The organism is Bradyrhizobium sp. USDA 4486 (assembly GCF_054057995.1).
In genome coordinates, this window is sequence record NZ_JBSRZV010000001.1 from 6,566,798 (window position 1) to 6,586,945 (window position 20,148).

General features: G+C 65.2%; 21 protein-coding genes and 3 pseudogenes. 8 read left to right on the forward strand and 16 right to left on the reverse strand.

Going from position 1 to position 20,148, the window contains the following annotated elements:
• Positions 1-18: 18 nt before the first annotated feature.
• From ACVWY3_RS30980 to ACVWY3_RS30995, 4 genes are all read right to left on the reverse strand, one after another.
• Positions 19-438: a DUF6455 family protein gene (locus ACVWY3_RS30980; RefSeq protein ID WP_456841858.1), complete on the reverse strand. Its 420-nt coding sequence runs from the start codon at positions 436-438 to the stop codon at positions 19-21.
• Between the two features lie 217 nt (positions 439-655).
• On the reverse strand, positions 656-1,441 hold the full coding sequence (locus tag ACVWY3_RS30985) for a hypothetical protein (protein ID WP_456841859.1): 786 nt from the start codon (positions 1,439-1,441) through the stop codon (positions 656-658).
• 82 nt (positions 1,442-1,523) lie between these two features.
• Positions 1,524-2,129 carry a 3-isopropylmalate dehydratase small subunit gene (leuD, locus tag ACVWY3_RS30990; protein ID WP_456841860.1) on the reverse strand — a complete coding sequence of 202 codons (606 nt, stop codon included), beginning with the start codon at positions 2,127-2,129 and terminating at the stop codon, positions 1,524-1,526.
• Between the two features lie 78 nt (positions 2,130-2,207).
• Positions 2,208-2,606, reverse strand: coding sequence for a metallopeptidase family protein (locus ACVWY3_RS30995; protein WP_456841861.1), 399 nt, complete (start codon positions 2,604-2,606; stop codon positions 2,208-2,210).
• A 257-nt stretch (positions 2,607-2,863) separates the two neighbouring features.
• On the opposite strand from ACVWY3_RS30995, the gene ACVWY3_RS31000 reads away from it, so the two are divergent.
• Together ACVWY3_RS31000 and ACVWY3_RS31005 are read left to right on the forward strand one after the other, a co-directional pair.
• Positions 2,864-3,169, forward strand: coding sequence for a hypothetical protein (locus tag ACVWY3_RS31000; protein WP_456841862.1), 306 nt, complete (start codon positions 2,864-2,866; stop codon positions 3,167-3,169).
• Positions 3,170-3,213: 44 nt separating this feature from the next.
• Positions 3,214-3,474: a hypothetical protein gene (locus ACVWY3_RS31005; protein WP_456841863.1), complete on the forward strand. Its 261-nt coding sequence runs from the start codon at positions 3,214-3,216 to the stop codon at positions 3,472-3,474.
• A gap of 4 nt (positions 3,475-3,478) precedes the next feature.
• On the opposite strand, the gene ACVWY3_RS31010 is transcribed toward ACVWY3_RS31005, so the two are convergent.
• Positions 3,479-3,778, reverse strand: a complete 300-nt coding sequence (locus ACVWY3_RS31010) for a DUF1330 domain-containing protein (RefSeq protein WP_456841864.1) — start codon at positions 3,776-3,778, stop codon at positions 3,479-3,481.
• Between the two features lie 178 nt (positions 3,779-3,956).
• Here ACVWY3_RS31010 and ACVWY3_RS31015 point away from each other — a divergent pair, with 178 nt between their 5' ends.
• Complete coding sequence (locus ACVWY3_RS31015; RefSeq protein WP_456841865.1) at positions 3,957-4,502, forward strand: hypothetical protein; 546 nt, start codon at positions 3,957-3,959, stop codon at positions 4,500-4,502.
• A gap of 115 nt (positions 4,503-4,617) precedes the next feature.
• Here ACVWY3_RS31015 and ACVWY3_RS31020 read toward each other — a convergent pair whose 3' ends face one another.
• The 7 genes and pseudogenes from ACVWY3_RS31020 to ffh all read right to left on the reverse strand — a co-directional run bounded on the left by ACVWY3_RS31020 (position 4,618) and on the right by ffh (position 10,602).
• Positions 4,618-4,827 (reverse strand): hypothetical protein, encoded by a 210-nt coding sequence (locus ACVWY3_RS31020; protein ID WP_456841866.1) that lies wholly within the window; start codon positions 4,825-4,827, stop codon positions 4,618-4,620.
• 92 nt (positions 4,828-4,919) lie between these two features.
• Positions 4,920-6,326, reverse strand: coding sequence for a 3-isopropylmalate dehydratase large subunit (gene leuC / locus ACVWY3_RS31025; protein WP_456841867.1), 1,407 nt, complete (start codon positions 6,324-6,326; stop codon positions 4,920-4,922).
• Positions 6,327-6,682: 356 nt separating this feature from the next.
• Positions 6,683-7,063, reverse strand: a complete 381-nt coding sequence (gene rplS / locus ACVWY3_RS31030) for a 50S ribosomal protein L19 (RefSeq protein ID WP_130221017.1) — start codon at positions 7,061-7,063, stop codon at positions 6,683-6,685.
• 109 nt (positions 7,064-7,172) lie between these two features.
• Positions 7,173-7,952, reverse strand: coding sequence for a tRNA (guanosine(37)-N1)-methyltransferase TrmD (gene trmD / locus ACVWY3_RS31035; RefSeq protein ID WP_456841868.1), 780 nt, complete (start codon positions 7,950-7,952; stop codon positions 7,173-7,175).
• A gap of 117 nt (positions 7,953-8,069) precedes the next feature.
• Positions 8,070-8,627 carry a ribosome maturation factor RimM gene (rimM, locus tag ACVWY3_RS31040; RefSeq protein ID WP_456841869.1) on the reverse strand — a complete coding sequence of 186 codons (558 nt, stop codon included), beginning with the start codon at positions 8,625-8,627 and terminating at the stop codon, positions 8,070-8,072.
• Between the two features lie 8 nt (positions 8,628-8,635).
• Positions 8,636-8,968 (reverse strand): 30S ribosomal protein S16, encoded by a 333-nt coding sequence (gene rpsP / locus ACVWY3_RS31045; protein ID WP_027561838.1) that lies wholly within the window; start codon positions 8,966-8,968, stop codon positions 8,636-8,638.
• Positions 8,969-9,053: 85 nt separating this feature from the next.
• Positions 9,054-10,602: pseudogene (gene ffh, locus ACVWY3_RS31050) on the reverse strand (signal recognition particle protein).
• Positions 10,603-11,069: 467 nt separating this feature from the next.
• Between ffh and ACVWY3_RS31055 the strand changes: the two are divergent.
• A complete protein-coding gene (locus ACVWY3_RS31055) occupies positions 11,070-12,134 on the forward strand; it encodes an MBL fold metallo-hydrolase (RefSeq protein WP_456841870.1) in 1,065 nt (354 codons plus the stop codon).
• Between the two features lie 185 nt (positions 12,135-12,319).
• Here the strand turns inward: ACVWY3_RS31055 and ACVWY3_RS31060 are convergent, their stop codons facing one another.
• Both ACVWY3_RS31060 and ACVWY3_RS31065 read right to left on the reverse strand, forming a co-directional pair.
• Positions 12,320-13,033, reverse strand: coding sequence for an SIMPL domain-containing protein (locus tag ACVWY3_RS31060; protein ID WP_456841871.1), 714 nt, complete (start codon positions 13,031-13,033; stop codon positions 12,320-12,322).
• Between the two features lie 5 nt (positions 13,034-13,038).
• A complete protein-coding gene (locus ACVWY3_RS31065) occupies positions 13,039-13,764 on the reverse strand; it encodes a GyrI-like domain-containing protein (protein ID WP_456841872.1) in 726 nt (241 codons plus the stop codon).
• A 225-nt stretch (positions 13,765-13,989) separates the two neighbouring features.
• On the opposite strand from ACVWY3_RS31065, the gene dapF reads away from it, so the two are divergent.
• Together dapF and mtaB are read left to right on the forward strand one after the other, a co-directional pair.
• Positions 13,990-14,865, forward strand: a complete 876-nt coding sequence (dapF, locus tag ACVWY3_RS31070) for a diaminopimelate epimerase (protein WP_456841873.1) — start codon at positions 13,990-13,992, stop codon at positions 14,863-14,865.
• Positions 14,865-16,118: a tRNA (N(6)-L-threonylcarbamoyladenosine(37)-C(2))-methylthiotransferase MtaB gene (gene mtaB / locus ACVWY3_RS31075; RefSeq protein ID WP_456841874.1), complete on the forward strand. Its 1,254-nt coding sequence runs from the start codon at positions 14,865-14,867 to the stop codon at positions 16,116-16,118. Before dapF ends, mtaB begins: the two co-directional genes overlap by 1 nt.
• A 150-nt stretch (positions 16,119-16,268) precedes the next feature.
• Here the strand turns inward: mtaB and ACVWY3_RS31080 are convergent.
• A pseudogene (locus tag ACVWY3_RS31080) lies at positions 16,269-17,379 on the reverse strand (DUF2336 domain-containing protein).
• Between the two features lie 129 nt (positions 17,380-17,508).
• Positions 17,509-18,210 carry an RluA family pseudouridine synthase gene (locus ACVWY3_RS31085; RefSeq protein WP_456841875.1) on the reverse strand — a complete coding sequence of 234 codons (702 nt, stop codon included), beginning with the start codon at positions 18,208-18,210 and terminating at the stop codon, positions 17,509-17,511.
• Between the two features lie 223 nt (positions 18,211-18,433).
• Here ACVWY3_RS31085 and ftsY point away from each other — a divergent pair, with 223 nt between their 5' ends.
• Together ftsY and ACVWY3_RS31095 are read left to right on the forward strand one after the other, a co-directional pair.
• On the forward strand, positions 18,434-19,381 hold the full coding sequence (gene ftsY / locus ACVWY3_RS31090; RefSeq protein WP_456841876.1) for a signal recognition particle-docking protein FtsY: 948 nt from the start codon (positions 18,434-18,436) through the stop codon (positions 19,379-19,381).
• Between the two features lie 128 nt (positions 19,382-19,509).
• Positions 19,510-20,113, forward strand: a pseudogene (locus ACVWY3_RS31095) (septation protein A).
• The last annotated feature ends 35 nt before the right edge of the window (positions 20,114-20,148 follow it).

Sequence of the window (20,148 nt, forward strand, 5' to 3'; positions counted from 1 at the left end):
ATTGGCTTCGTCGCGCCGTCAGTTCGGCGCGACGTCGGCGCGATCGAGCGACTCCAGCGTCGAGGCATTGCCGCAATAGCCGTGATAGGTCTCCGCGGCGGTGCCGCTGGCGAGATCGCGGTCGCACTGCCCCTTCTGATTGCAGAGCGAGCAGACCCGCTCCATGTCGCGCAACAGCAAAGGTTGCGCCTGTCCGAGCCGCTCTGCGTCGATGCCGAGCTGCTCCAGCATCCTCGGCAGCTCGTCGGCGGCATGCTTACCGTGACGGACCAGTTCCTCGAGATCGTCAGGCGCGATCCTGAGATCGCTCGCGATCCGGTCGAAATCGGCGCGGTCGAGCCGCCGCATCTCGTTCATCTCGCGGCGATGCTTCAGCCAGGCGGCAAAGGACTCGATGAGGTCCTGGACGATGGGATACGGCCTGCTTGCGGTGCTCATGCGAGGCTCCATTCGGGTCGTGGAATTGGAGCGAGACTACGCACAATGATGCAGAGGCGCGTTGCGCTGGATCAAATTGGGAACGGTTGGAGCGTGACACGTTGGCGATCGATCTCGTGTCCCGGACGCGGTGCGGCGCGAAGTGCCGCTCCGCGGAGCCGGGACCCATCTCACCGCTCACTAGGTGCTGCGCTGCGTCCGGGGCACGAGCGGAGAGCTACGCGAACCGCTCCGCCGCCCACGCATACAGGCTGCCGGGCACCGCCGGCTGCTTGCTGCGTCCCTTGCCCGAGATGTGCAGGCCGATCACTTCGGGGTCGGTGACGATGCCGAGATAGCTCGAGGGCTCGAAGAACAGTTTCGGCTCGGAATGCACCGCGTAGAACGATTTCTTCGGCAACGCCTTTGAAAGATCGCCCGAACGCTTGGCGAGGATGGTGAGTGCCGGCGGCCCGTAAATGGCGATGCGCAGGTCGGACAGGCGCTGCGAGCCGCCGCTCAGCCGTCGCATCGCAAAGCTCAGGCGATGGCTCAGCGACAGCCATTCCGGCGTCAGCTCCTCCTGCTCCATCAGCGCCTCGAAGGCGCGAACGATCTGGTGTCCATGCGGCAGATAGAGCACGGAGTTGCCGAGCCGGCGCGATCGCTCCCAGGCGAAGTATGGTTTTGCCGGATCGATCTCGACCGGTCTCAACAGCACCACATCGGCATCGAGCCAGAGCCCGAGGCCCATCGCCATCAGCTTCATGCGGAAGAAGTCGCTGAACTGAAGCGTGGTCCAGTCGCGCCAGCTGCCGTCCGGCTGCGGCGGCCGCAGGCGTTCTGAGAACGCGTGCGGCAGCACCGCCTCGGCATCGGCGTTGGCGACGCCCGCGGGCAGGCCGGGAATGGGGTCGAAGCTGTAGAGCGTGACCTTGTGGCCAGCAGCCAGCTGCGAGCGCAGACAGGTCTGGCGCAGTGCATCCATCGGGCCGTGCCAGAAGGTGACGATGTCGGGCAGCATCAGGGAGAAGCTATAGGGTATATCGAGGGCAAAGAAAAAGCCCCGGCGCGTCAGGCGCCGGGGCTCGAACGGGATGTCGATCTCAGGCCCAGGCGCGTTCGCGCTTGAGCTTATCCTCGTAGCGGTCGATCGAGGCCTTCTTCTCCATCGTGAGACCGATGTCGTCGAGGCCGTTGATCAGGCAGTGCTTGCGGAACGGGTCGATCTCGAACTTGACCTTGCCGCCATCGGGGCCGCGGATCTCCTGGTTCGGCAGGTCGATCGTCAGCGTCGCATTGGCGCCGCGCTCGGCGTCGTCGAACAGCTTGTCGAGGTCTTCCTGCGAGACACGGATCGGCAGAATGCCGTTCTTGAAGCAGTTGTTGTAGAAGATGTCGCCGAACGAGGTCGAGATCACGCAGCGGATGCCGAAGTCGAGCAGCGCCCAGGGCGCGTGCTCGCGGCTCGAGCCGCAGCCGAAATTGTCGCCGGCGACCAGCACCTTCGCATTGCGATAGGCGGGCTGGTTGAGGACGAAATCCGGGTTCTCGCTGCCGTCGTCCTTGTAGCGCTGCTCGGAGAAGAGCCCCTTGCCAAGGCCGGTGCGCTTGATGGTCTTCAGGTACTGCTTCGGAATGATCATGTCGGTGTCGACATTGATGATCTTCAGCGGCGCCGCGACGCCTTCCAGCGTGGTGAACTTGTCCATGGTTGCGCTTTCCGGGGTGGTTAGGGAACGCGTATTTATCCCGATCGGGAGCCGAATCCTAGGCCGATTTCGGCAGATCTAGTCTGCCCGAGCCTCAATCGCCGCCATATCGTCGTCGGAGAGGCCGAAATGGTGGCCGATCTCGTGGATCAGGACGTGGCGGACGATGTGGCCGAGGCTCTCGTCGTGCTCGGCCCAGTAGTCCAGGATCGGCCGGCGGTAGAGCCAGACCATGTTGGGCAGCCGCGCGACGTCGCCAAAGCTCTGCTGGGGCAGGCCGACGCCCTGGAATAGGCCGAGCAGGTCGAACTCGCTCTCGCATTCCATCTCGTCGAGGACCTCGTCGGTCGGGAAGTCGTCGACGCGAAGAATCACGCCCTCGCAGAGGCTGCGAAACTCGGCCGGCAGGCGCTCGAATACGTCATGAGCCATCGCTTCCATCTCGGCCAGCGAGGGCGCTTTCAATTCCGTCCACATGGGCTTCTCCAGAGCGTTTTCGAGCGAAGTGGACACCGGTTCGCGTCCAGAAAACGCGTCAAAATAGCAATCTAGAACCCCGCTCCGATTTTACCGGAACGGGGTTCTAGCGCGGGTTCCGCCGCGATGCATCCGGCTTTATAGATGGGGCGTTGACGCCGCGCGCGAAAACGGGGAGCGTACGGCGCATCAAGGGGTTGGCAGAGGTCAGCGGTGGTGTGATGCGGGCGGGAACAGCGATACGGGTTCTACTGTGCATGGGGTTGTTTTCGACTTTTTTTGTCGGCGCCGAAGCTCAGGCCCAAACCCAGGCTCAAACCCGGACGGCCGGTCCCGAGATTCGGCTGGCCCAGGCGACCTTGCCCGACGGCGTGCCCCCGCCGCGTAGGCGGCCTCCGGCGCGCTTGCGCGTCACGCCCTATTACAGCCCCGACGGCGTCTATCCGCGCTACAATCCGGGTCCCGATGCGGTCCGCGACTGCAACGTCGCCTATGTGCAGGAACACAGGCCCAGCGGCACCGTGATCACGCCGCATATGAGCTGCTTCTGGCGGCGGGGCTGACGGGCCGGTTCAAGAGGCAGCGTGGAGGCCTCGTGAGGGTGGTCATGGCGAGATGGATTGCACTAGCCGCCGTTGCCGTTGCGCTTGCCACCGGCCTGCCCCGCACATCCGCAGCGCATAGGATGACGATCCCCGAGGCCTCGGCGGGGATCGCGGTTTTCGATGCGCGACACGCGCGAACCAGTGAGATTGCGCGGCCTGCCGTGCGCCGTGACCCCCGCTATTACGCGCGGCCGGTTTACTACCGTCCCTATCCTTACGCCGTGCCTGCGCCCTTCGTGCTCGGCTACGGGCCGTTCCGGTGATCCGCTAACCGGCCGGCGCAAATCCCTTCACCAGCAGCACCGTCGCCTGTGCGCCCGCCTTGCGATCGCGCGAGATCTCTTCGTACTCGGGTGAGTTCGACAAGGCGAGAAACGCGGCTTCGTCGGGAAACGACATCATGACGAGCTTGTCGTGCGGCCATGCGCCTTCGAGCACGCGCGGATGTTCATCGGCGGCGAGCAGACGTCCGTCGTACTTCCTGAACACGTCGAAGAACCGCGCCTGATAGCGGTCGTAGGCCGCGCGGTCCGTCATCTTCAATTGCGCAATCGCATAGACCGTCATCTCGAATCCTCACCTTGCAGCACCGCGTCGCAACGCGTTGCCAGGAGTGTCGTTCATTCATGGGGCATTCACGTCGCTGTTCCTAACTTCATCTTGGGAGCGACTGCAAATGAACAGGGATGATGCGAGCCGCTAAACGAGCGTCGCAACTCCGCTGTCCAGTTTCAGGGAGAAGTCCATGCTGAGGAGTTTGGGTCTCAGAGCAAGCCCGATGCGCCTGCTCGGGATCGCGGCGGCCGCGACGTTGATGCTGTCGGCCGGCCCTGCGCGCCGTGCTGACGCGCTGACCATGATCAATCCGGCGACGTCACCCGCGACGAAAGCTGCGACCGACGATCTCGTCACGCAGGTTCGTCACGGCGGTGGTGGCGGGCATGGCGGTGGCTTCCACGGCGGAGGTTTTCACGGCGGCGGCTTCCATGGTGGCGGCGGACATTTCGGCGGCTTCCGCGGTGGTGGTTTCCATGGCGGCGGCTTCCGTGCCGCACCGGCGTTTCACGGCGGCGGCTATCGCTATGGCGGATTTCGTCATTATGGCGGCTACCACCGCCACTGGGGCTATCGTCCCTATTTCGGCTATCGCCACTTCCACCGGCGCTATTATTACGGCGGCTACTATCCCTACTACCACTATCCGCGCCGCTGCCGGATCATCTGGACCTATTACGGCCCGCGCCGCATCTGCCGCTGGCACCGCTGGCATTATCCGTACCGCTATTGGTGATGTGAGTCGTCATTCCGGGATGGCGCATCAGCGCCAGACCCGGAATCTCGAGATTCCGGGTTCGCCCTTCGGACGCCCCGGAATGACTGCGGATAGTGGCGACGGCGCTCGTTGGCTACAGCCAGTCCTTCAGCTTCCAGGACGCCGACTTCCATCGCATCAAATTCTCAATCTTCCACTGCCGAAACATCGCCGGCGGCCAGCGGCTGAGCTTGGATGTCTCCTCCACCTCCGGCTTGGCGACGACGTGCAAGCGCGCCGGGCGCCGGCGGTGTTGGCGCGTCGCCTCGCTGATCAGATCGACATATTCAGGCTTGTTGGCCATCAGAGGTGTCCTCGCGAGATCGTCGCGAGGACACTGTCGGCGCTGCCGCTTAACGGCCGTTTGCCAGGTTAGCTCAAATTGCAGGGACGGGCTTAGCGCCAGTCCCTGATGTCGACGAAGTGACCCGCGATCGCGGCTGCGGCCGCCATCGCCGGCGACACCAGATGGGTGCGGCCCTTGAAGCCCTGGCGGCCCTCGAAATTGCGGTTCGAGGTCGAGGCGCAGCGCTCTTCCGGCTTCAGCTTGTCCGGGTTCATCGCGAGGCACATCGAACAGCCCGGCTCGCGCCATTCGAAGCCGGCCTTGATGAAGATCTTGTCGAGACCCTCGGCTTCGGCCTGCTCCTTCACGATGCCGGAGCCCGGCACCACCATCGCGTTGACGTTGGCTGAGACGGTCTTGCCTTCGGCGATCTTCGCCGCCGCGCGCAGATCTTCGATGCGGCCGTTGGTGCAGGAGCCGATGAAGACGCGGTCGAGCTTGATATCGGTGATCTTCGTCCCCGCGGTCAGGCCCATATATTTCAGCGCGCGGTGCTTGGAGATGCGCTTGGCTTCGTCCTCGATGTTGTCGGGATCGGGCACGATGCCGGTGACCGAGATGACGTCCTCGGGGCTCGTGCCCCAGGTCACGATCGGCGGCAGCTTTGCCGCGTCGAGGCGCAGCTCGTGGTCGAAATGCGCGCCTTCGTCGGAGCGCAGGTTCTCCCAATAGCGCATCGCCGCATCCCAGGCCGCGCCCTTAGGCGACTTCGGACGGTCACGCAGGAAGTCGTAGGCCTTCTGGTCGGGCGCAACCAGGCCGGCGCGCGCGCCGCCTTCGATCGACATGTTGCAGACCGTCATGCGGCCTTCCATCGAGAGCGCACGGATCGCCTCGCCGGCATATTCCAGCACGTAGCCGGTGCCGCCCGCGGTGCCGATCTCGCCGATGATGGCCAGGATGATGTCCTTGCCCGTCACGCCGTCGGGCAATTTGCCGTCGACGGTGACGCGCATGTTCTTGGCCTTCTTCTGGATCAGCGTCTGCGTCGCCAGCACGTGCTCGACTTCGGAGGTGCCGATGCCGTGCGCGAGCGCGCCGAACGCGCCATGCGTCGAGGTGTGGCTGTCACCGCAGACGATGGTGGTGCCGGGGAGGGTAAAGCCCTGCTCGGGGCCGATGACGTGAACGATGCCCTGGCGCTTGTCGAACTCGTTGTAATATTCGATGCCGAATTCCTTGGCGTTCTCGGCCAGCGCCTTGATCTGCTCGATGCTTTCAGGATCGGGATTGGGCTTGGTGCGGTCGGTGGTCGGCACGTTGTGGTCGACGACGGCGAGCGTCTTCTCGGGCGCATGAACCTTGCGCCCGGTGGCGCGCAGGCCTTCGAACGCCTGCGGCGAGGTCACCTCGTGCACCAGGTGACGATCGATATAGAGCAGGCAGGTGCCGTCCTCGGCTTCGTGCACCAGATGGTCGTTCCAGATCTTGTCGTACAATGTGGTCGGCTTGGACATGAGCGTCAGCTCCGGAGAATGTGTGTAAGCGATGAGCGCGATCACGCGCGGGCAACAAACCGCAGCTTTCAGGCTGCGCGCGTAAGCTCTGACGTTGCCGAGGTCGCGAAGCGTCCGAAGAACCGGCCAGGCAGCCGCGAGCGATCGTCGATGACGATGCGCTTGACGGGGGCGAAGCTGGTCAGATCTGGAAACATTCCAAGAATATATAGCAGGCCGATTTGGAATCGCGAGTGGTTTCAAATGAACCGCCACGCGCACCATGCATGAGGAGGCGCTGGACACGCCGCACAAGGCAACAAAAAAGCGCGGAGCCGAGCCCCGCGCTTTTGAAAAGCTTGCCTTCTGGCGAAAGCTTATTCGCCGACGGCAGCCTGACGGTCCTGCTTCTCGACGATGCGGGCCGACTTGCCGCGAAGGTTGCGGAGGTAATAGAGCTTGGCGCGACGCACCTTGCCGCGGCGCACGACCTTGATCGAGTCGATCATCGGGGAGAGCAGCGGGAACACGCGCTCGACACCTTCGCCATAGGAGATCTTGCGGACGGTAAAGCTCTCGTTGAGGCCACCGCCGGAACGGCCGATGCAGACGCCTTCATAGGCCTGCACGCGGGTGCGGTCGCCTTCGACGACCTTCACGTTGACGATCACGGTGTCGCCGGGGGCGAATTCCGGGATGTCCTTGCCGGCGGAGAGTTTGTCGAATTGCTCTTGTTCGAGCTGCTTGATCAGGTTCATGGGTAAATCTCCATCGGCGCGCCCAGCCTTCGAAACGGGGGCTGCGTGAAATTCGTCTATCCAGCCATTGCGGATTTGGCCGCTCCTATAAGGCAAGCCGGAGCGTTTGTCACCCGTCTGTCTTGTTTTTTGGCGTTTTTTGGCGGCCGGGCCGATTCGGGGGCTTGTTCGAGATCTTGGGCGGGATTTGGGCCCATAAATCCGGCCGCCGGGCCGCGGTCAGGGCCTCCGATTGCGCCCGCCGCCAGGCCGCGACCTTGGCATGGTCGCCCGAGGTCAGGATCTCGGGGATCGGAACCCCCTCGAACAGCTGCGGCCGGGTGTATTGGGGGTATTCGAGGAGGCCGTCGGAGAAGCTTTCCTCGGTTCCCGAAGCTTCCTTGCCCATCACCCCCGGCAGCAGCCGGACGCAGGCATCGATCAGGGCCAGGGCTGCGATTTCGCCCCCTGAGAGCACGAAATCGCCGATCGAGACCTCCTCCAGGGCCCGGGCGTCGATCACCCGCTGGTCGATCCCCTCGAAGCGGCCACAGACGATCAGGGGGCCGGGGCCCTGCGCAAGCTCGGCCACGCGGGCCTGGGTCAATGGCCGACCGCGCGGGCTCATCAGCAGGCGCGGGCGCCCCTTTAAAGAATGTTGGCCGATCTCCGCGGCATCGATCGCCGCCGCCAGAACATCGGCCCGCAGCACCATGCCCGGGCCGCCGCCGGCCGGCGTGTCATCGACGCTACGGTGGCGGTCGGTGGCGGAGGCGCGGATGTCCCGCGCCTCGATCTGCCACAGCCCGGAGGCCAGCGCCCGGCCGGCCAGGCTCACGCCAAGCGGTCCCGGAAACATCTCCGGAAACAGCGTCAGCACCGTCGCGCGCCAGGGTGAGGAGTTCGTCATCGGATCTCAGTTCTCGTCATCCCTGGCGCGCGAAGCGCGAGCCCAGGACCCATAACCACCGCAGCCAGTTTTTTGACGGATCGGGCCACCAGCTTAGCCGAAAACCACGGCCTGTGGTTATGGGTCCCCGCCTTCGCGGGGACGACTCGCGGATAGGGCTTCGCCGCGATCCTCGCCCTCGATCTCCTGCGGCAGCGCGATCACGACGCGGCCGCCGTTGAGATCGACCTCCGGCACCACTGCGTTGGAGAACGGCAGCAGCAGCGTGGGCCCTTTGAGTGGAGCGATCTCGATGATGTCGCCGGCGCCGAAATTATGGATCGCGAGCACGCGGCCGAGCGCATCGCCGTCGATGGTAACGGCGGCGAGCCCGATCAGATCGGTGTGGTAATATTCGTCCTCGTCCGTCGCGGGCAGCTTGTCCCGCGGAACGTAAAGCTCGATTCCGTTGAGGCGCTCGGCCTCATCGCGGGTCGTGACGCCCTTGAACGTCGCGACCAGATGATCTCCGGCCTCGCGCGCCGTTGCGACCTCGAACTGGCGCTTGCCGTCCTTGGCGAGAAGCGGACCATAGCGGCGCACGGCAAACGGATCTTCGGTGAAGGTCCATAGTTTGACCGCACCGCGCACACCATGCGCGGCGCCGATCCGCGCGACGCAGACCAGCGCCGACATGATCTGGCTTAGGCCTTCGCGGCGGCTTCGGCCTGCGCCTTGCGCTCCTTGCGCGGCACGGCCTTCTCGGGGTTGTTGCGCGCTTCGCGCTTCTTGACGCCGGCGGCATCGAGGAAGCGCATCACGCGGTCGGACGGCTGCGCGCCCTTGGCGAGCCAGGACTTCACTTTCTCCATGTCGAGCTTCAGGCGGGTCTCGTTGTCCTTCGGCAGCAGCGGGTTGAAATAGCCGAGACGCTCGATGAAGCGGCCATCGCGGGGAAAGCGCGAATCGGCGACGACGACGTGATAGACGGGACGCTTCTTGGTGCCTGCGCGGGCGAGGCGGATAACGACGGACATTTAGTTCTCCTTCAAAGTACGTTTTGTTCGGTTGATTGGTATTCCGCGTCACGTGAGACCGCTGTGATCCCGTGCGACGAATTCCTCATTTCTTCTTGCCGGGGAAACCGCCGAGGCCCGGCAGCGTCGGCTTGCCGCTCAGTCCGGTCAGTCCCGGAAGATTGGGCAGGCCAGTGCGGAGACCGGGCGGCAGATCCTTCGGCAAATTGGGCAGACCCTGTCCGCCGCCGCTCTGCATTTTTTCTTGCAGCGCCTTCATCTCTTCCGGCGAGGGCATCTTCATGCCGCCGCCAAAGCCCATCGCCTGCGCGATGCCGGCAAGCGGGCCGCGCTTGCCCGAGCCCATCGCCTTCATCACGTCGGCCATATTCCGGTGCATCTTGAGCAGCTTGTTGACGTGCTCGACGCTCTGGCCGCTGCCTGCGGCGATGCGCTTCTTGCGGCTGGCCTTGAGCAGGTCGGGATGACGGCGCTCGTCGCGCGTCATGGAATCGATGATCGCGACCTGGCGCTTCAAAATCTTGTCGTCGATGCCGGCGGCCGCGATCTGGTTCTTCATCTTGGAGATGCCGGGCATCATGCCCATCAGGCCGCTGATGCCACCCATGTTCGACATCTGCAGCAGCTGCTCGCGCATGTCGTTGAGGTCGAACTGACCCTTGCGCATGCGCTCGGCGGTGCGCGCCGCCTTCTCGGCGTCGATATTGGCGGCGGCGCGTTCGACCAGCGAAACCACGTCGCCCATGCCGAGGATGCGGCCGGCGATACGGTCGGGATGGAAATCCTCCAGCGCGTCGGTCTTTTCACCGGTGCCGATCAGCTTGATCGGCTTGCCGGTGACCCGCGCGCATCGACAGCGCGGCGCCGCCGCGGCCGTCGCCGTCGACGCGGGTCAGCACGATGCCGGTGAGGCCGACGCGCTGATCGAAGGCGCGCGCGAGGTTCACCGCGTCCTGGCCGGTGAGGCTGTCGGCGACCAGCAGCACCTCGTGCGGGTTTGCAGCGGCTTTGATGCTCGCTGCTTCCGCCATCATCTCTTCGTCGAGCGTGGTGCGGCCCGCGGTGTCGAGCAGCACGATGTCGTAGCCGCCGAGCTTGCCGGCTTCCAGCGCGCGCTTCGCGATCTGCGGCGGCTGCTGGCCGGCGACGATCGGGAGGGTCGGAATGTCGAGATCGCGGCCGAGCACGGCCAGCTGCTCCATCGCCGCCGGACGATAGACGTCGAGCGAGGCCATCAGCACCTTGCGCTTGTCGCGCTGGACCAGGCGGCGGGCGAGCTTTGCGGTGGTGGTCGTTTTACCCGAGCCCTGCAGGCCGACCATCATGATCGGCACCGGCGGCACGGCATTGACGTCGATGGTCTGGCCTTCCGCGCCAAGCGTGTTGACCAGCTCGTCATGGACGATCTTGACCACCATCTGGCCGGGGGTGACCGACTTGACGACGGTGGCGCCGATCGCCTGCTCGCGGACGCGCTCGGTGAAGCTGCGCACCACTTCGAGCGCAACGTCAGCCTCGAGCAGCGCGCGGCGCACCTCGCGCATCGCGGCGTCGACGTCCTTTTCGGTCAGCGCACCGCGCCCCGTCAGACGATCGAGAATGCCACCAAGCCGTTCCGACAGATTGTCGAACAATGCCGTTGTCCTGTTGCTGTCTTCCCGACGGGAAGAACGCCGCTACTCTCACCGCTGTCATGTCCCGCGAAGGCGGGGGCATCCAGTACGCCGCGGCGCCTCGGTTCCTGCCGCGACGCCTCTGGGATACTGGATCCCCTGCCTTCGCGGGGGATGACCACGTTCTCGAACGCGATCTTCCAAACACCTTTGCGCCCGAGGGCGCACAGCGCTGTCGGGCGTTGACCTCCGGCCTCCAGGGCCGGTCGGCGGGTCGAAAAGAAAGCCTTTCCGAGAAAGTGGCGGGGTTAAACGCCGCTCCCGCCCGAAAGTCAAGGAAAGTTAGGGTCACCGGGCGCCCTTGCCAGGGGCAAGCGACGAAATAAAGCTTTGAAATCTGGCCATTTCCGGCGGCGGGTTCCCTTTTCGCCCGTCCCGCCCATATAGCCGATCATGACTTACCTCCGCTATCATCGCTGAAGCCGCCCGTGCCCATCACCCGCCGCCGCCTGTTTGGAGTGTTGGCCGGCGCCGGCGCGCTGGTCGGCGTTCCGTCCTTTTGGATGTCCCGCATGAAAACCTATGATGGCCCCGTCTCCGATCATTTCGACGGCCTGCACTTCTTCGATCCCAACGGGACGTCGCCAAGATCACTTGGCGAGGTCCTGCGCTGGCAGTTCGGCGGCGGCCGCAAGCGCGAGACTTGGCCGGACTGGGTCCCCAGCCCCCATGCCGACATCCCGCCCGCGCGGGTCGATCGCGACAAGGTGCGGCTCTCCTTCGTCGGCCACGCCAGCTGGCTGATCCAGACCGGCGGCCTCAACATCCTGGTCGACCCCGTCTGGTCGATGCGGGCCTCGCCGGTCGCCTGGGCGGGACCGAAGCGGCACAACGATCCCGGCATCGCCTTCGAGAAGCTGCCGAAGATCGACGTCGTGCTGGTCTCGCACGGGCACTACGACCATCTCGACATCGCGACGCTGTCGCGGCTCGCCAAGAATTTCGCTCCGCGCGTGGTCACTCCGCTCGGCAATGATGTGACGATGCGGAGCGCCGATCCCACCATCAAGGTGGAAGCCTTCGACTGGCACGACCGCGTCGAGCTCGGAGGCGGCATCGTCGCGCACCTGGTGCCGACGCGGCACTGGACCGCGCGCGGCGTGTTCGATCGCAACAAGGCGCTGTGGGCGAGTTTTGTGCTGGAGACGCCGGCCGGGAAAATCTATGTCGTTTGCGATTCCGGCTATGGCGATGGCGGGCACTTTCGCCGTGTCGCCGAGAAGCACGGGGCGCTGCGCCTTGCGATCCTGCCGATCGGCGCCTACGAGCCGCGCTGGTTCATGCGCGACCAGCACATGAACCCGGAAGACGCGGTGAAGGCGCTGGCCGATTGCGGCGCGCAGGCCGCGCTCGGGCATCATCACGGCACGTTCCAGCTCACGGACGAGGCGATCGACGCGCCGGCAAAAGCGCTGGTGGAAGCGCTTGATGCCGCGAAGATTCCGCAGGAGCGGTTCGTCGCGATGAAGCCGGGGCAGGTGGTGGAGATTTAGCGTTACTCTCCGCTGTCGTCCCGGGGCGCGACGAAGTCGCGAACCCGGGACCCCATAACCACAGGGAGACGCTTGGCGAGGACTCGGAGTGCGCGTTGCCCCACACTCCGCCCCGTGGTTATGGGTCCCCGCGTGCGCGGGGACGACACCGTTGTTGCGGCGAGCGGCGTGCCCTTAGCCCCGCCTTACTGTCCCTGCTTGATCGCCCAGCTCACGTTCACCGTCACCGACAGCGTCTCTTCGCCCGGCGCGACCGCGGCGGGCGCAGCCATCGGCGCTGTCGCCATCCGCGCCTTGAATAGCGGCACCGGGCCGCCACCCTCGGACACACTGAGCGGCGCGCCCAGCGTCACGCCGGTCGCCTTCGCGTAGATCTCGGCCTTGCGGCGGGCGTCGGCCACCGCCTGCTCGCGCGCATCGTCGAGCAGCTTTGATGCCTGCGTCACCTCGAAGGAAATGTTGCCAATGTCGTTGGCGCCTGCGCTGACCAGCGTGTCGATGATGCCGGCGACCTTGGTTACATCGCGAATTTTCACCGTGACGCGGTTACTGGCGCGGAAACCGACGACAGGAGAGGCGCCGGTGGATTTGTTCTGACCGTATTGCGGCTGCAGCGACAGGCGCGAAGTCTGGTAGTCCTTCTCGGCGATGCCGGCGCCCTTCAGCGCCAACAGCACCTTGCCCATCGCGGCGTTGTTGGCGTCGGAGGCTTCTTTCGCCGTCTTGGCGTCGTTGGCGACGCCGGCATCGATGTGCGCGAGATCGGGCGCTGCAGAAACATTGGCTTCGCCGCTCACCGAGATGGCGGAGGGAAAATCGTCGGCGAGGGCGGGCGTTGCGAGCAGTGTGGCGGCGAAAGCGGCAGCAAGGGGCGTCAAAAGGACGACAGGCTTCTTCATCTCTCTCACTTCAATGGCACGAACACGTTGATCACGAGCTTGTCCTCGGCCGTCTTCAGGGGATCGGTCAGGTACTCCTCGATGAACGTGTCCTTGGCTTCCAGCTTCTTGTCGTCGAGGTGATTGGTGATCGCCTCGTAGGTGTTGTCCATGTTGTCGTAGGAGCCGCGATGGACGAACTTCAGCGCCTTGCCCTCCGGCGACTTGCCGATGCTCATGTCCTTGGACAGGTTCTTCGGGTCCTGATCGACCGGGATCTCGGCGAGGAAGGTGAAGCCGGTGTCGTCGGTCGAGGTATAAACGATCATCGAATTGCCTGATGGCTTGATGCCCTGCTTGTCCAGCAGCGTGTTCAGCGCCTTGAAGGCATCGATCAGGGTGTCGAAGGCCGAGTCCCAATTGGCAGTGCCCTTGATCATCACGACCTTCTTGGCCTCGAGCGTGGTCTCCTGGCCGAACGGATCGGCGGTCTGCACCGGGGCGGGCGTAGCGGCGGCTGCGGGCGGCGGCGCTGCCGGGCTGGGCGAAGCGCTCGCCGCGGGCGAGGGGCTTGCCGCAGGCGCGGGCGAGGCGCTCGCGGCCGGGGCAGGCGATGCCGAAGGGGCCGGCGAGGGACTTGCTGACGCAGCCGGTGCTGGGCTCGCGGTCTGCGCCAGGGCGCCAGACAGGCCAATCGACATGGCCGCCGCCGGGATCAGCGCGGCCAGAGCGAGACGACGAAAGCTGATCATTTGACTCTCCCCAAGACCTTGCACACCAAGGCCCAAATCCATCCTCGCGCCCGCCCGCGCGCCCCGGTCCACGCGAGTCGCGCCGTTCTAACACGCGAGCGCCGAATTCGTCCCATGACAGATGCGTCATGGCAGCTCACCTTGGCAGACATCCTCGGCCGCCGCCAAATGACTGGCCAAGCCGGTAAGGATCGCCATATAAGGCAGGCGAAATCGGGAAATTTCATGAGCGCGCTGGCCAACCACGCATTTGCCAAGATGAACGGCATCGGCAACGAGATCGTCGTTGTCGACATGCGCGATTCTGCCTCGCCGGTGACGCCGGACGACGCCCGCGCGGTGGCGTCCGCGCAAGGCGGCGTGCCCTACGACCAGCTCATGGTGCTGCAGAAGCCGCGGCTCGACGGTACCGAGGCCTTTATCCGCATCTACAACAATGACGGCTCCGAGGCCGGCGCCTGCGGCAACGGCATGCGCTGCGTGGTGCGGCGGATCTTCGAGAGGACCGGCCAGACCACGGCGACGTTCGAGACCGCCGCGGGCCTGCTCAATGCCTGGCAGGGTCCGGCGCCCGATCTCTACACTGTCGATATGGGCGCGCCGAAGTTCGGCTGGCAGGACATTCCGCTCGCCGAGGAGTTTCGCGACACCCGCTACATCGAATTGCAGATCGGCCCGATCGACAATCCGATCCTGCATTCGCCATCGGCGGTGAGCATGGGCAATCCACACGCGATCTTCTGGGTTGACGACGTCAACGCCTACGATCTCGGCCGCTTCGGTCCGCTGCTGGAAAATCACCCGATCTTCCCCGAGCGCGCCAACATCACGCTGGCGCATATCGTCGATCGCGAGCACATCACGATCCGCACCTGGGAGCGCGGCGCGGGCCTGACTAAGGCCTGCGGCTCGGCCGCGTGTGCCACCGCGGTCGCGGCTGCGCGGCTGAAGCGCGCCGAGCGCAACGTCGAGATCACGCTGCCCGGCGGCAAGCTCGGCATCGAATGGCGCGAGCGCGACGATCATGTGCTGATGACGGGCACGGCGACCTTCGAATATGAGGGCCAATTCGATCCGGCGCTGTTCGCGCCGGTCGCCTAATGGCCATCGACGTCGTCAGCTTCGGCTGCCGCCTCAACGCCTTCGAGGCCGAGGTGATCCGCCGTGAGGCCGAGGGCGCGGGGCTCGAAGACACCATCGTCATCAACAGCTGCGCCGTCACCAACGAAGCGGTGGCGCAGGCGCGGCAGTCGATCCGAAAGTTGAAGCGCGAGCGCCCTGAGGCGCGCATCGTCGTCACCGGCTGCGCGGCACAGACGCAAAGCGCGATGTTCGCCGAGATGGCCGAGGTCGACCGCGTCGTCGGCAATGACGACAAGCTGCGCGGCGAAGCGTGGCGCGAGACCCGGGGCGCTTTCGATCTTGGCGCCAGCGAGAAGATCGCCGTCAGCGACATCATCGCGGTCAAGGAGATGGCGCCGCATCTCTTGGATGGCTATGCGAGCGGCCAGCCGCGCGTGTTCGTGCAGGTGCAAAACGGCTGCGACCATCGCTGCACCTTCTGCATCATCCCCTATGGCCGCGGCAATTCGCGTTCGGTGCCGATGGGCGCGGTGGTCGATCAGGTGCGGACGCTGGTAGAGCGCGGCCATGCCGAGATCGTGCTCACCGGCGTCGATCTCACCAGCTACGGCACGGACCTGCCGGGCGCCCCCAAGCTCGGCAGGCTGACCAGGCAGATCCTGCGGCATGTGCCGGAGCTGAAGCGCCTGCGGATCTCCTCGATCGACTCGATCGAGGCGGACAGCGATCTGCTCGATGCCATCGCTGACGATGCGCGGCTGATGCCGCATCTGCATCTGTCGCTACAGTCAGGCGACGACATGATCCTGAAGCGCATGAAGCGGCGCCATACGCGGCAGGATGCGATCGCGTTCTGCAACAAGGTCCGCCGCCTTCGCCCGGACATCGCGCTGGGGGCCGACATCATCGCGGGCTTTCCCACCGAGACCGAGGAGATGTTTTCGCGCTCACTCGATCTGGTCGAGGAATGCGGCCTGACCTTCCTGCACGTTTTCCCGTACTCGCCACGCCCCGGCACGCCGGCCGCGCGAATGCCGCAGGTCGCGGGTGGTGTTATCAAGGAACGTGCGAGGCGGCTGCGTGCGGCCGGTGAGGCGGCCCTGCGGGGGCGGCTGCAAGCCGAGATCGGCGCGACGCGCGAGGTGCTGGTCGAAAGCCCGGGGCAGGGGCGGACCGAGCATTATCTGCCGGTGGCGGTTGCGGGCGAGCGAGTGGGCAGCGTGGTGCCGCTGAAGATTGCCGGCAGTGATGGCGAGCGGCTGACCACATAGACGGTGTCGTCGCCCGGCTTGACCGCGGCGACCCAGTACGCCGCGGCTTTTCCGTCCCACCAATGTCTCTGGAATACTGGATCACCCGCTCCAGTGCGCAATTGCGCACGAGGCGGTGATGACAGCGGAGCGTGCCGTGTGCAAGTGCGTCTACGACGCCCTGACCTGCCAGAACCGCAGCGTCCGCCGCGCGTTCTCCGGCGTCATCCTCGCAAAATGCCCCTGCGCTCTGGCAACGTCGGCCGGCTTCATCGCGCCCGTGGCATAACGGCTTTCGAGCACCGCGGCCGTCGTCTCCCAGCGGAGCTGCGCCGCCTTGCACGGCACCAGCAGGCCGTCGTCGCGCAGGCTCTGCATCAGCGGGCGAATCACCTCGACGGTCGAGCCGGACAGCGCGGCCAGGGCGGCGACGGTCTCCTCGTAACGCCGCTGCGTGGCGAAGCCGAGCAGCGTCGCTTCGTTGAGCTGGCCGGCCGCCTTGAGGTTGGCGATCGCCCGCTTGGCGCCTTCGAAGTCGCGGACTGCAGACATCTCGCGCTCGACGCCGACGGTGACGGCCGTGATCGCGCCCTGGATTTCCTCGAACAGATGCGGCGGCGCGCGCGACAACAGGCGGGTGCGCACGGCATCGGTCGCCGAGCGCAGCAACTGCCGGCGCAGCTCCGACGGCAAATCGACGCGGACGCCGACGCTCACGGCGAGCTCCGGATCGGCCTCGGCCTGTCCGACGATGATGGCAAATCCGTTGCCCGACACGCGCGCACCCGGATTGGCCGCGAGGCGCCGGCTCACGCTGGGATAGCGGCGCGCCAGCAGCGCGTCGGTGACGACCTCCTTCAGCCACCAGCGCCCGGCGACCGCGAGCAGATGCGGCTCGCCCTTGCTGGAGGCGATCTTCACCAGCTCGCCATCGTCGAGGCGCGCGGATTCCTGCAGCACGGGACCGGCGATGCGGATCTCATCATTGTTGGCGAGACGGCGGATGACGGAGGGCGGCGCCTGCGCAATCGGCGCGAGCTGCGCGCTGATTTCGGCCAAGGCAACGCGCGCGCCCATGTCGGCGATGGCGCGCAGCTCGATGGTGCCGATCAGGCGCTCGAGCACGTCGTCGAACAGCGCGATCTGCTCGTCGTCAAAGCTGCCGGCGGAGGACAGGAACAGGTCGGTGACGCGACGGGCGGTTTCCAGGCCCCTTTTCCGCCGAGCCCATCCGGATTGCGGATTCGACCTCGTCGATGATCGATAGCTCGGCCTTGGACATGACGCGGGGCTCGTCCTGAGCGGATTGACGGAAGCTTGTTCTAAGCAACCGCTATCATTAGAGGCGAGCGCTGAAGGTTTCGTAAACCATGGAGCGGGAGCGGCTGGGAAAGGTGAAGAGCGGCGGCACCTACTCCCCATTCCACCCGCAGGCACGAAGCTTCTCGTGCATATGCGGCGGTGCCGGCGCGACGACGCGAACCGGCCCCTTGTTCCGCGAGATCGGCACCACGATCTCGCGCGAATGCAGATGAAGCTTCGGCTCGCCGAACCGCGGGCCGTTGCCGTAAATGTTATCGCCGAAGATCGGCCATCCGCTTTCGGCCGAATGCACCCGCAATTGATGGGTCCGGCCCGTGACCGGTTCCATGGCGAGCCAGGTAAAGCCCTCGCCGCGGCCCATCACCTTCCAGTTGGTGACCGCCTTCTGCCCGTCCGGATCCGGCTTCTGCCACCAGCCGCGCTCGGCATCGAGCCGGCCGAGCGGCATGTCGATGGTGCCTTCATTCTCGGCAGGGCCGCCCTCGACCACGGTCCAGTAGGTCTTGCCGATCTTGCCGTGCTTGAAAAGAAGGCCGAGCGACGCCGTCGCCTTGCGATGGCGGCCGAGCACGAGGCAACCGGAGGTGTCCTTGTCCAGCCGGTGGGCCAGCACCGGGGGCCGCGGCAGGCCGAACCGGAGCGCGTCGAACGAATCCTCCAGATTGGGGCCGCCCTTGGGGCCGCGGTGCACGGGAAGGCCGGCCGGCTTGTCGATGACCAGCATCAGCCCGTCGCGATGGAGCACGCGGGCCAGGATCTCATCAGCGGTCAATTGGGGAACATCGAGCAATCGCAAGACTTTCGGTCAAGACTTTCGTTTAGCAGCCGGAACGGCTAACACACCACCAGTGCGGTGGATTTGGCATTCGCTCAGCGGCAGCGGCAAAACGCGAAGCGAATGCCAAATCCAGGGCCGCACTGGCAACAATATTTTCTCGTGCCGCTCTTCGATTTGAAGTTCCTAACCGGACTTGCGGCAAGAGAGTAGGAACTTCAAATCGGCGGCACGAACCATGAACGATACCACGTCTGATCCCCCCAAGCTGAGCTGGTGGCGCCGCCTGTCCAACGGGCTGAAGCGCACCTCGTCCTCGCTCGGGACCGCGGTCGCCGATCTCGTCACCAAGCGCAAGCTCGACCGCGCCATGCTCGACGACATCGAGGACGTGCTGCTGCGCGCCGATCTCGGCACCTCCGTCGCGGTGCGGATCGCGGAGGCCGTCGGCACAGGCCGCTACGACAAGGCGATCTCGGCGGACGAGGTCAAGGACGTCGTCGCGACCGAGGTCGAGAAGGTGCTGGCCCCGGTGGCAAAGCCCCTGGTGATCGATGCGGCCAAGAAGCCGTTCGTCATCCTCGTGGTCGGCGTCAACGGCTCCGGCAAGACCACCACCATCGGAAAGCTCTCGCAGAAATTCGCCTCCGAAGGCCGCAAGGTGATGCTGGCTGCCGGCGACACGTTCCGCGCCGCCGCCATCGAGCAGCTCAAGGTCTGGGGCGAGCGGACCAAGACACCCGTGATCGCGGGCGCGCAAGGCTCGGATTCGGCGAGCCTCGCCTTCAATGCGCTGACGGCGGCGAAAGAGCAGGGCATGGACGTGCTGCTGATCGACACCGCCGGCCGCCTCCAGAACAAGGCCGAGCTGATGAACGAGCTCGAAAAGGTCGTGCGCGTGATCCGCAAGGTGGATGCGACTGCGCCGCATGCGGTGCTGCTTGTGTTAGATGCCACCGTGGGCCAGAACGCGTTGTCGCAGGTCGAGGCCTTCCATCGCACCGCCGGGGTCACCGGCCTCGTGATGACCAAGCTCGACGGCACCGCGCGTGGCGGCATTTTGGTGGCGCTTGCGGAGAAATTCAAACTGCCGGTGCATTTCATCGGCGTCGGCGAGGGCGTCGACGATCTCGCCGCCTTCACCGCGCGCGATTTCGCCCGCGCCATTGCCGGAATCGAGTCATAGGTTTTCTTTCGTCATCCCCCGCGAAGGCGGGGGATCCAGTATTCCGAGGCGCCTGTGGTCTGCAACGAGCGGCGCGGCGTACTGGATGCCCCGCCTGCGCGGGGCATGACAGCAACAAAGGTCAGGTAATGGACAAGACCCAGCCGCATCCGCTGTTCAAGCTGGCGACCGAGCTCGGTCCGCTGCTCGTGTTCTTCTTCGTCAATGCCAAGTTCAATTTGTTCGCCGCGACCGGCGCCTTCATGGTGGCGATCGTGGCGGCGATGATCGCGTCCTATATGGTGACGCGTCACATCCCGATCATGGCGATCGTAACCGGCCTCATCGTGCTGGTGTTCGGCACGCTGACCCTGGTGCTGCATGACGAGACCTTCATCAAGGTCAAGCCCACCATCATCTACGGCCTGTTCGCCGCGATCCTCGGCGGCGGGCCTTTTGTTTGGCCGCTCCTTCATCGCCGTGATGTTCGACCAGATGTTCAATCTGACGCCGCAGGGCTGGCGCATCCTCACGCTGCGCTGGGCGCTGTTTTTCGCCGGCATGGCGGTGCTGAACGAGATCGTCTGGCGCACCCAGAGCACGGACTTCTGGGTGAACTTCAAGGTGTTCGGCGTTACCACGATCACGATGATCTTCGCCATCGCCCAGATGCCGTTGACCAAGCGCTACGGGATCGAGCCGGCCTCGCTGGAAGCGAGCGAGGCGGAAGCGGGGGATGTGAGGAAGGGGTGACTCTTTTAAGTCATTTCCGGGGCACGCGAAGCGTG

Coding starts and splice junctions, on each gene's coding strand:
- ACVWY3_RS30980 (WP_456841858.1), bottom strand. CDS start 438: ATGAGCACCGCAAGCAGGCCGTATCCCATCGTCCAGGACCTCATCGAG.
- ACVWY3_RS30985 (WP_456841859.1), bottom strand. CDS start 1,441: ATGCTGCCCGACATCGTCACCTTCTGGCACGGCCCGATGGATGCACTG.
- leuD (WP_456841860.1), bottom strand. CDS start 2,129: ATGGACAAGTTCACCACGCTGGAAGGCGTCGCGGCGCCGCTGAAGATC.
- ACVWY3_RS30995 (WP_456841861.1), bottom strand. CDS start 2,606: ATGTGGACGGAATTGAAAGCGCCCTCGCTGGCCGAGATGGAAGCGATG.
- ACVWY3_RS31000 (WP_456841862.1), top strand. CDS start 2,864: ATGGGGTTGTTTTCGACTTTTTTTGTCGGCGCCGAAGCTCAGGCCCAA.
- ACVWY3_RS31005 (WP_456841863.1), top strand. CDS start 3,214: ATGGCGAGATGGATTGCACTAGCCGCCGTTGCCGTTGCGCTTGCCACC.
- ACVWY3_RS31010 (WP_456841864.1), bottom strand. CDS start 3,778: ATGACGGTCTATGCGATTGCGCAATTGAAGATGACGGACCGCGCGGCC.
- ACVWY3_RS31015 (WP_456841865.1), top strand. CDS start 3,957: ATGCTGAGGAGTTTGGGTCTCAGAGCAAGCCCGATGCGCCTGCTCGGG.
- ACVWY3_RS31020 (WP_456841866.1), bottom strand. CDS start 4,827: ATGGCCAACAAGCCTGAATATGTCGATCTGATCAGCGAGGCGACGCGC.
- leuC (WP_456841867.1), bottom strand. CDS start 6,326: ATGTCCAAGCCGACCACATTGTACGACAAGATCTGGAACGACCATCTG.
- rplS (WP_130221017.1), bottom strand. CDS start 7,063: ATGAACCTGATCAAGCAGCTCGAACAAGAGCAATTCGACAAACTCTCC.
- trmD (WP_456841868.1), bottom strand. CDS start 7,952: ATGACGAACTCCTCACCCTGGCGCGCGACGGTGCTGACGCTGTTTCCG.
- rimM (WP_456841869.1), bottom strand. CDS start 8,627: ATGTCGGCGCTGGTCTGCGTCGCGCGGATCGGCGCCGCGCATGGTGTG.
- rpsP (WP_027561838.1), bottom strand. CDS start 8,968: ATGTCCGTCGTTATCCGCCTCGCCCGCGCAGGCACCAAGAAGCGTCCC.
- ACVWY3_RS31060 (WP_456841871.1), bottom strand. CDS start 13,033: ATGAAGAAGCCTGTCGTCCTTTTGACGCCCCTTGCTGCCGCTTTCGCC.
- ACVWY3_RS31065 (WP_456841872.1), bottom strand. CDS start 13,764: ATGATCAGCTTTCGTCGTCTCGCTCTGGCCGCGCTGATCCCGGCGGCG.
- dapF (WP_456841873.1), top strand. CDS start 13,990: ATGAGCGCGCTGGCCAACCACGCATTTGCCAAGATGAACGGCATCGGC.
- mtaB (WP_456841874.1), top strand. CDS start 14,865: ATGGCCATCGACGTCGTCAGCTTCGGCTGCCGCCTCAACGCCTTCGAG.
- ftsY (WP_456841876.1), top strand. CDS start 18,434: ATGAACGATACCACGTCTGATCCCCCCAAGCTGAGCTGGTGGCGCCGC.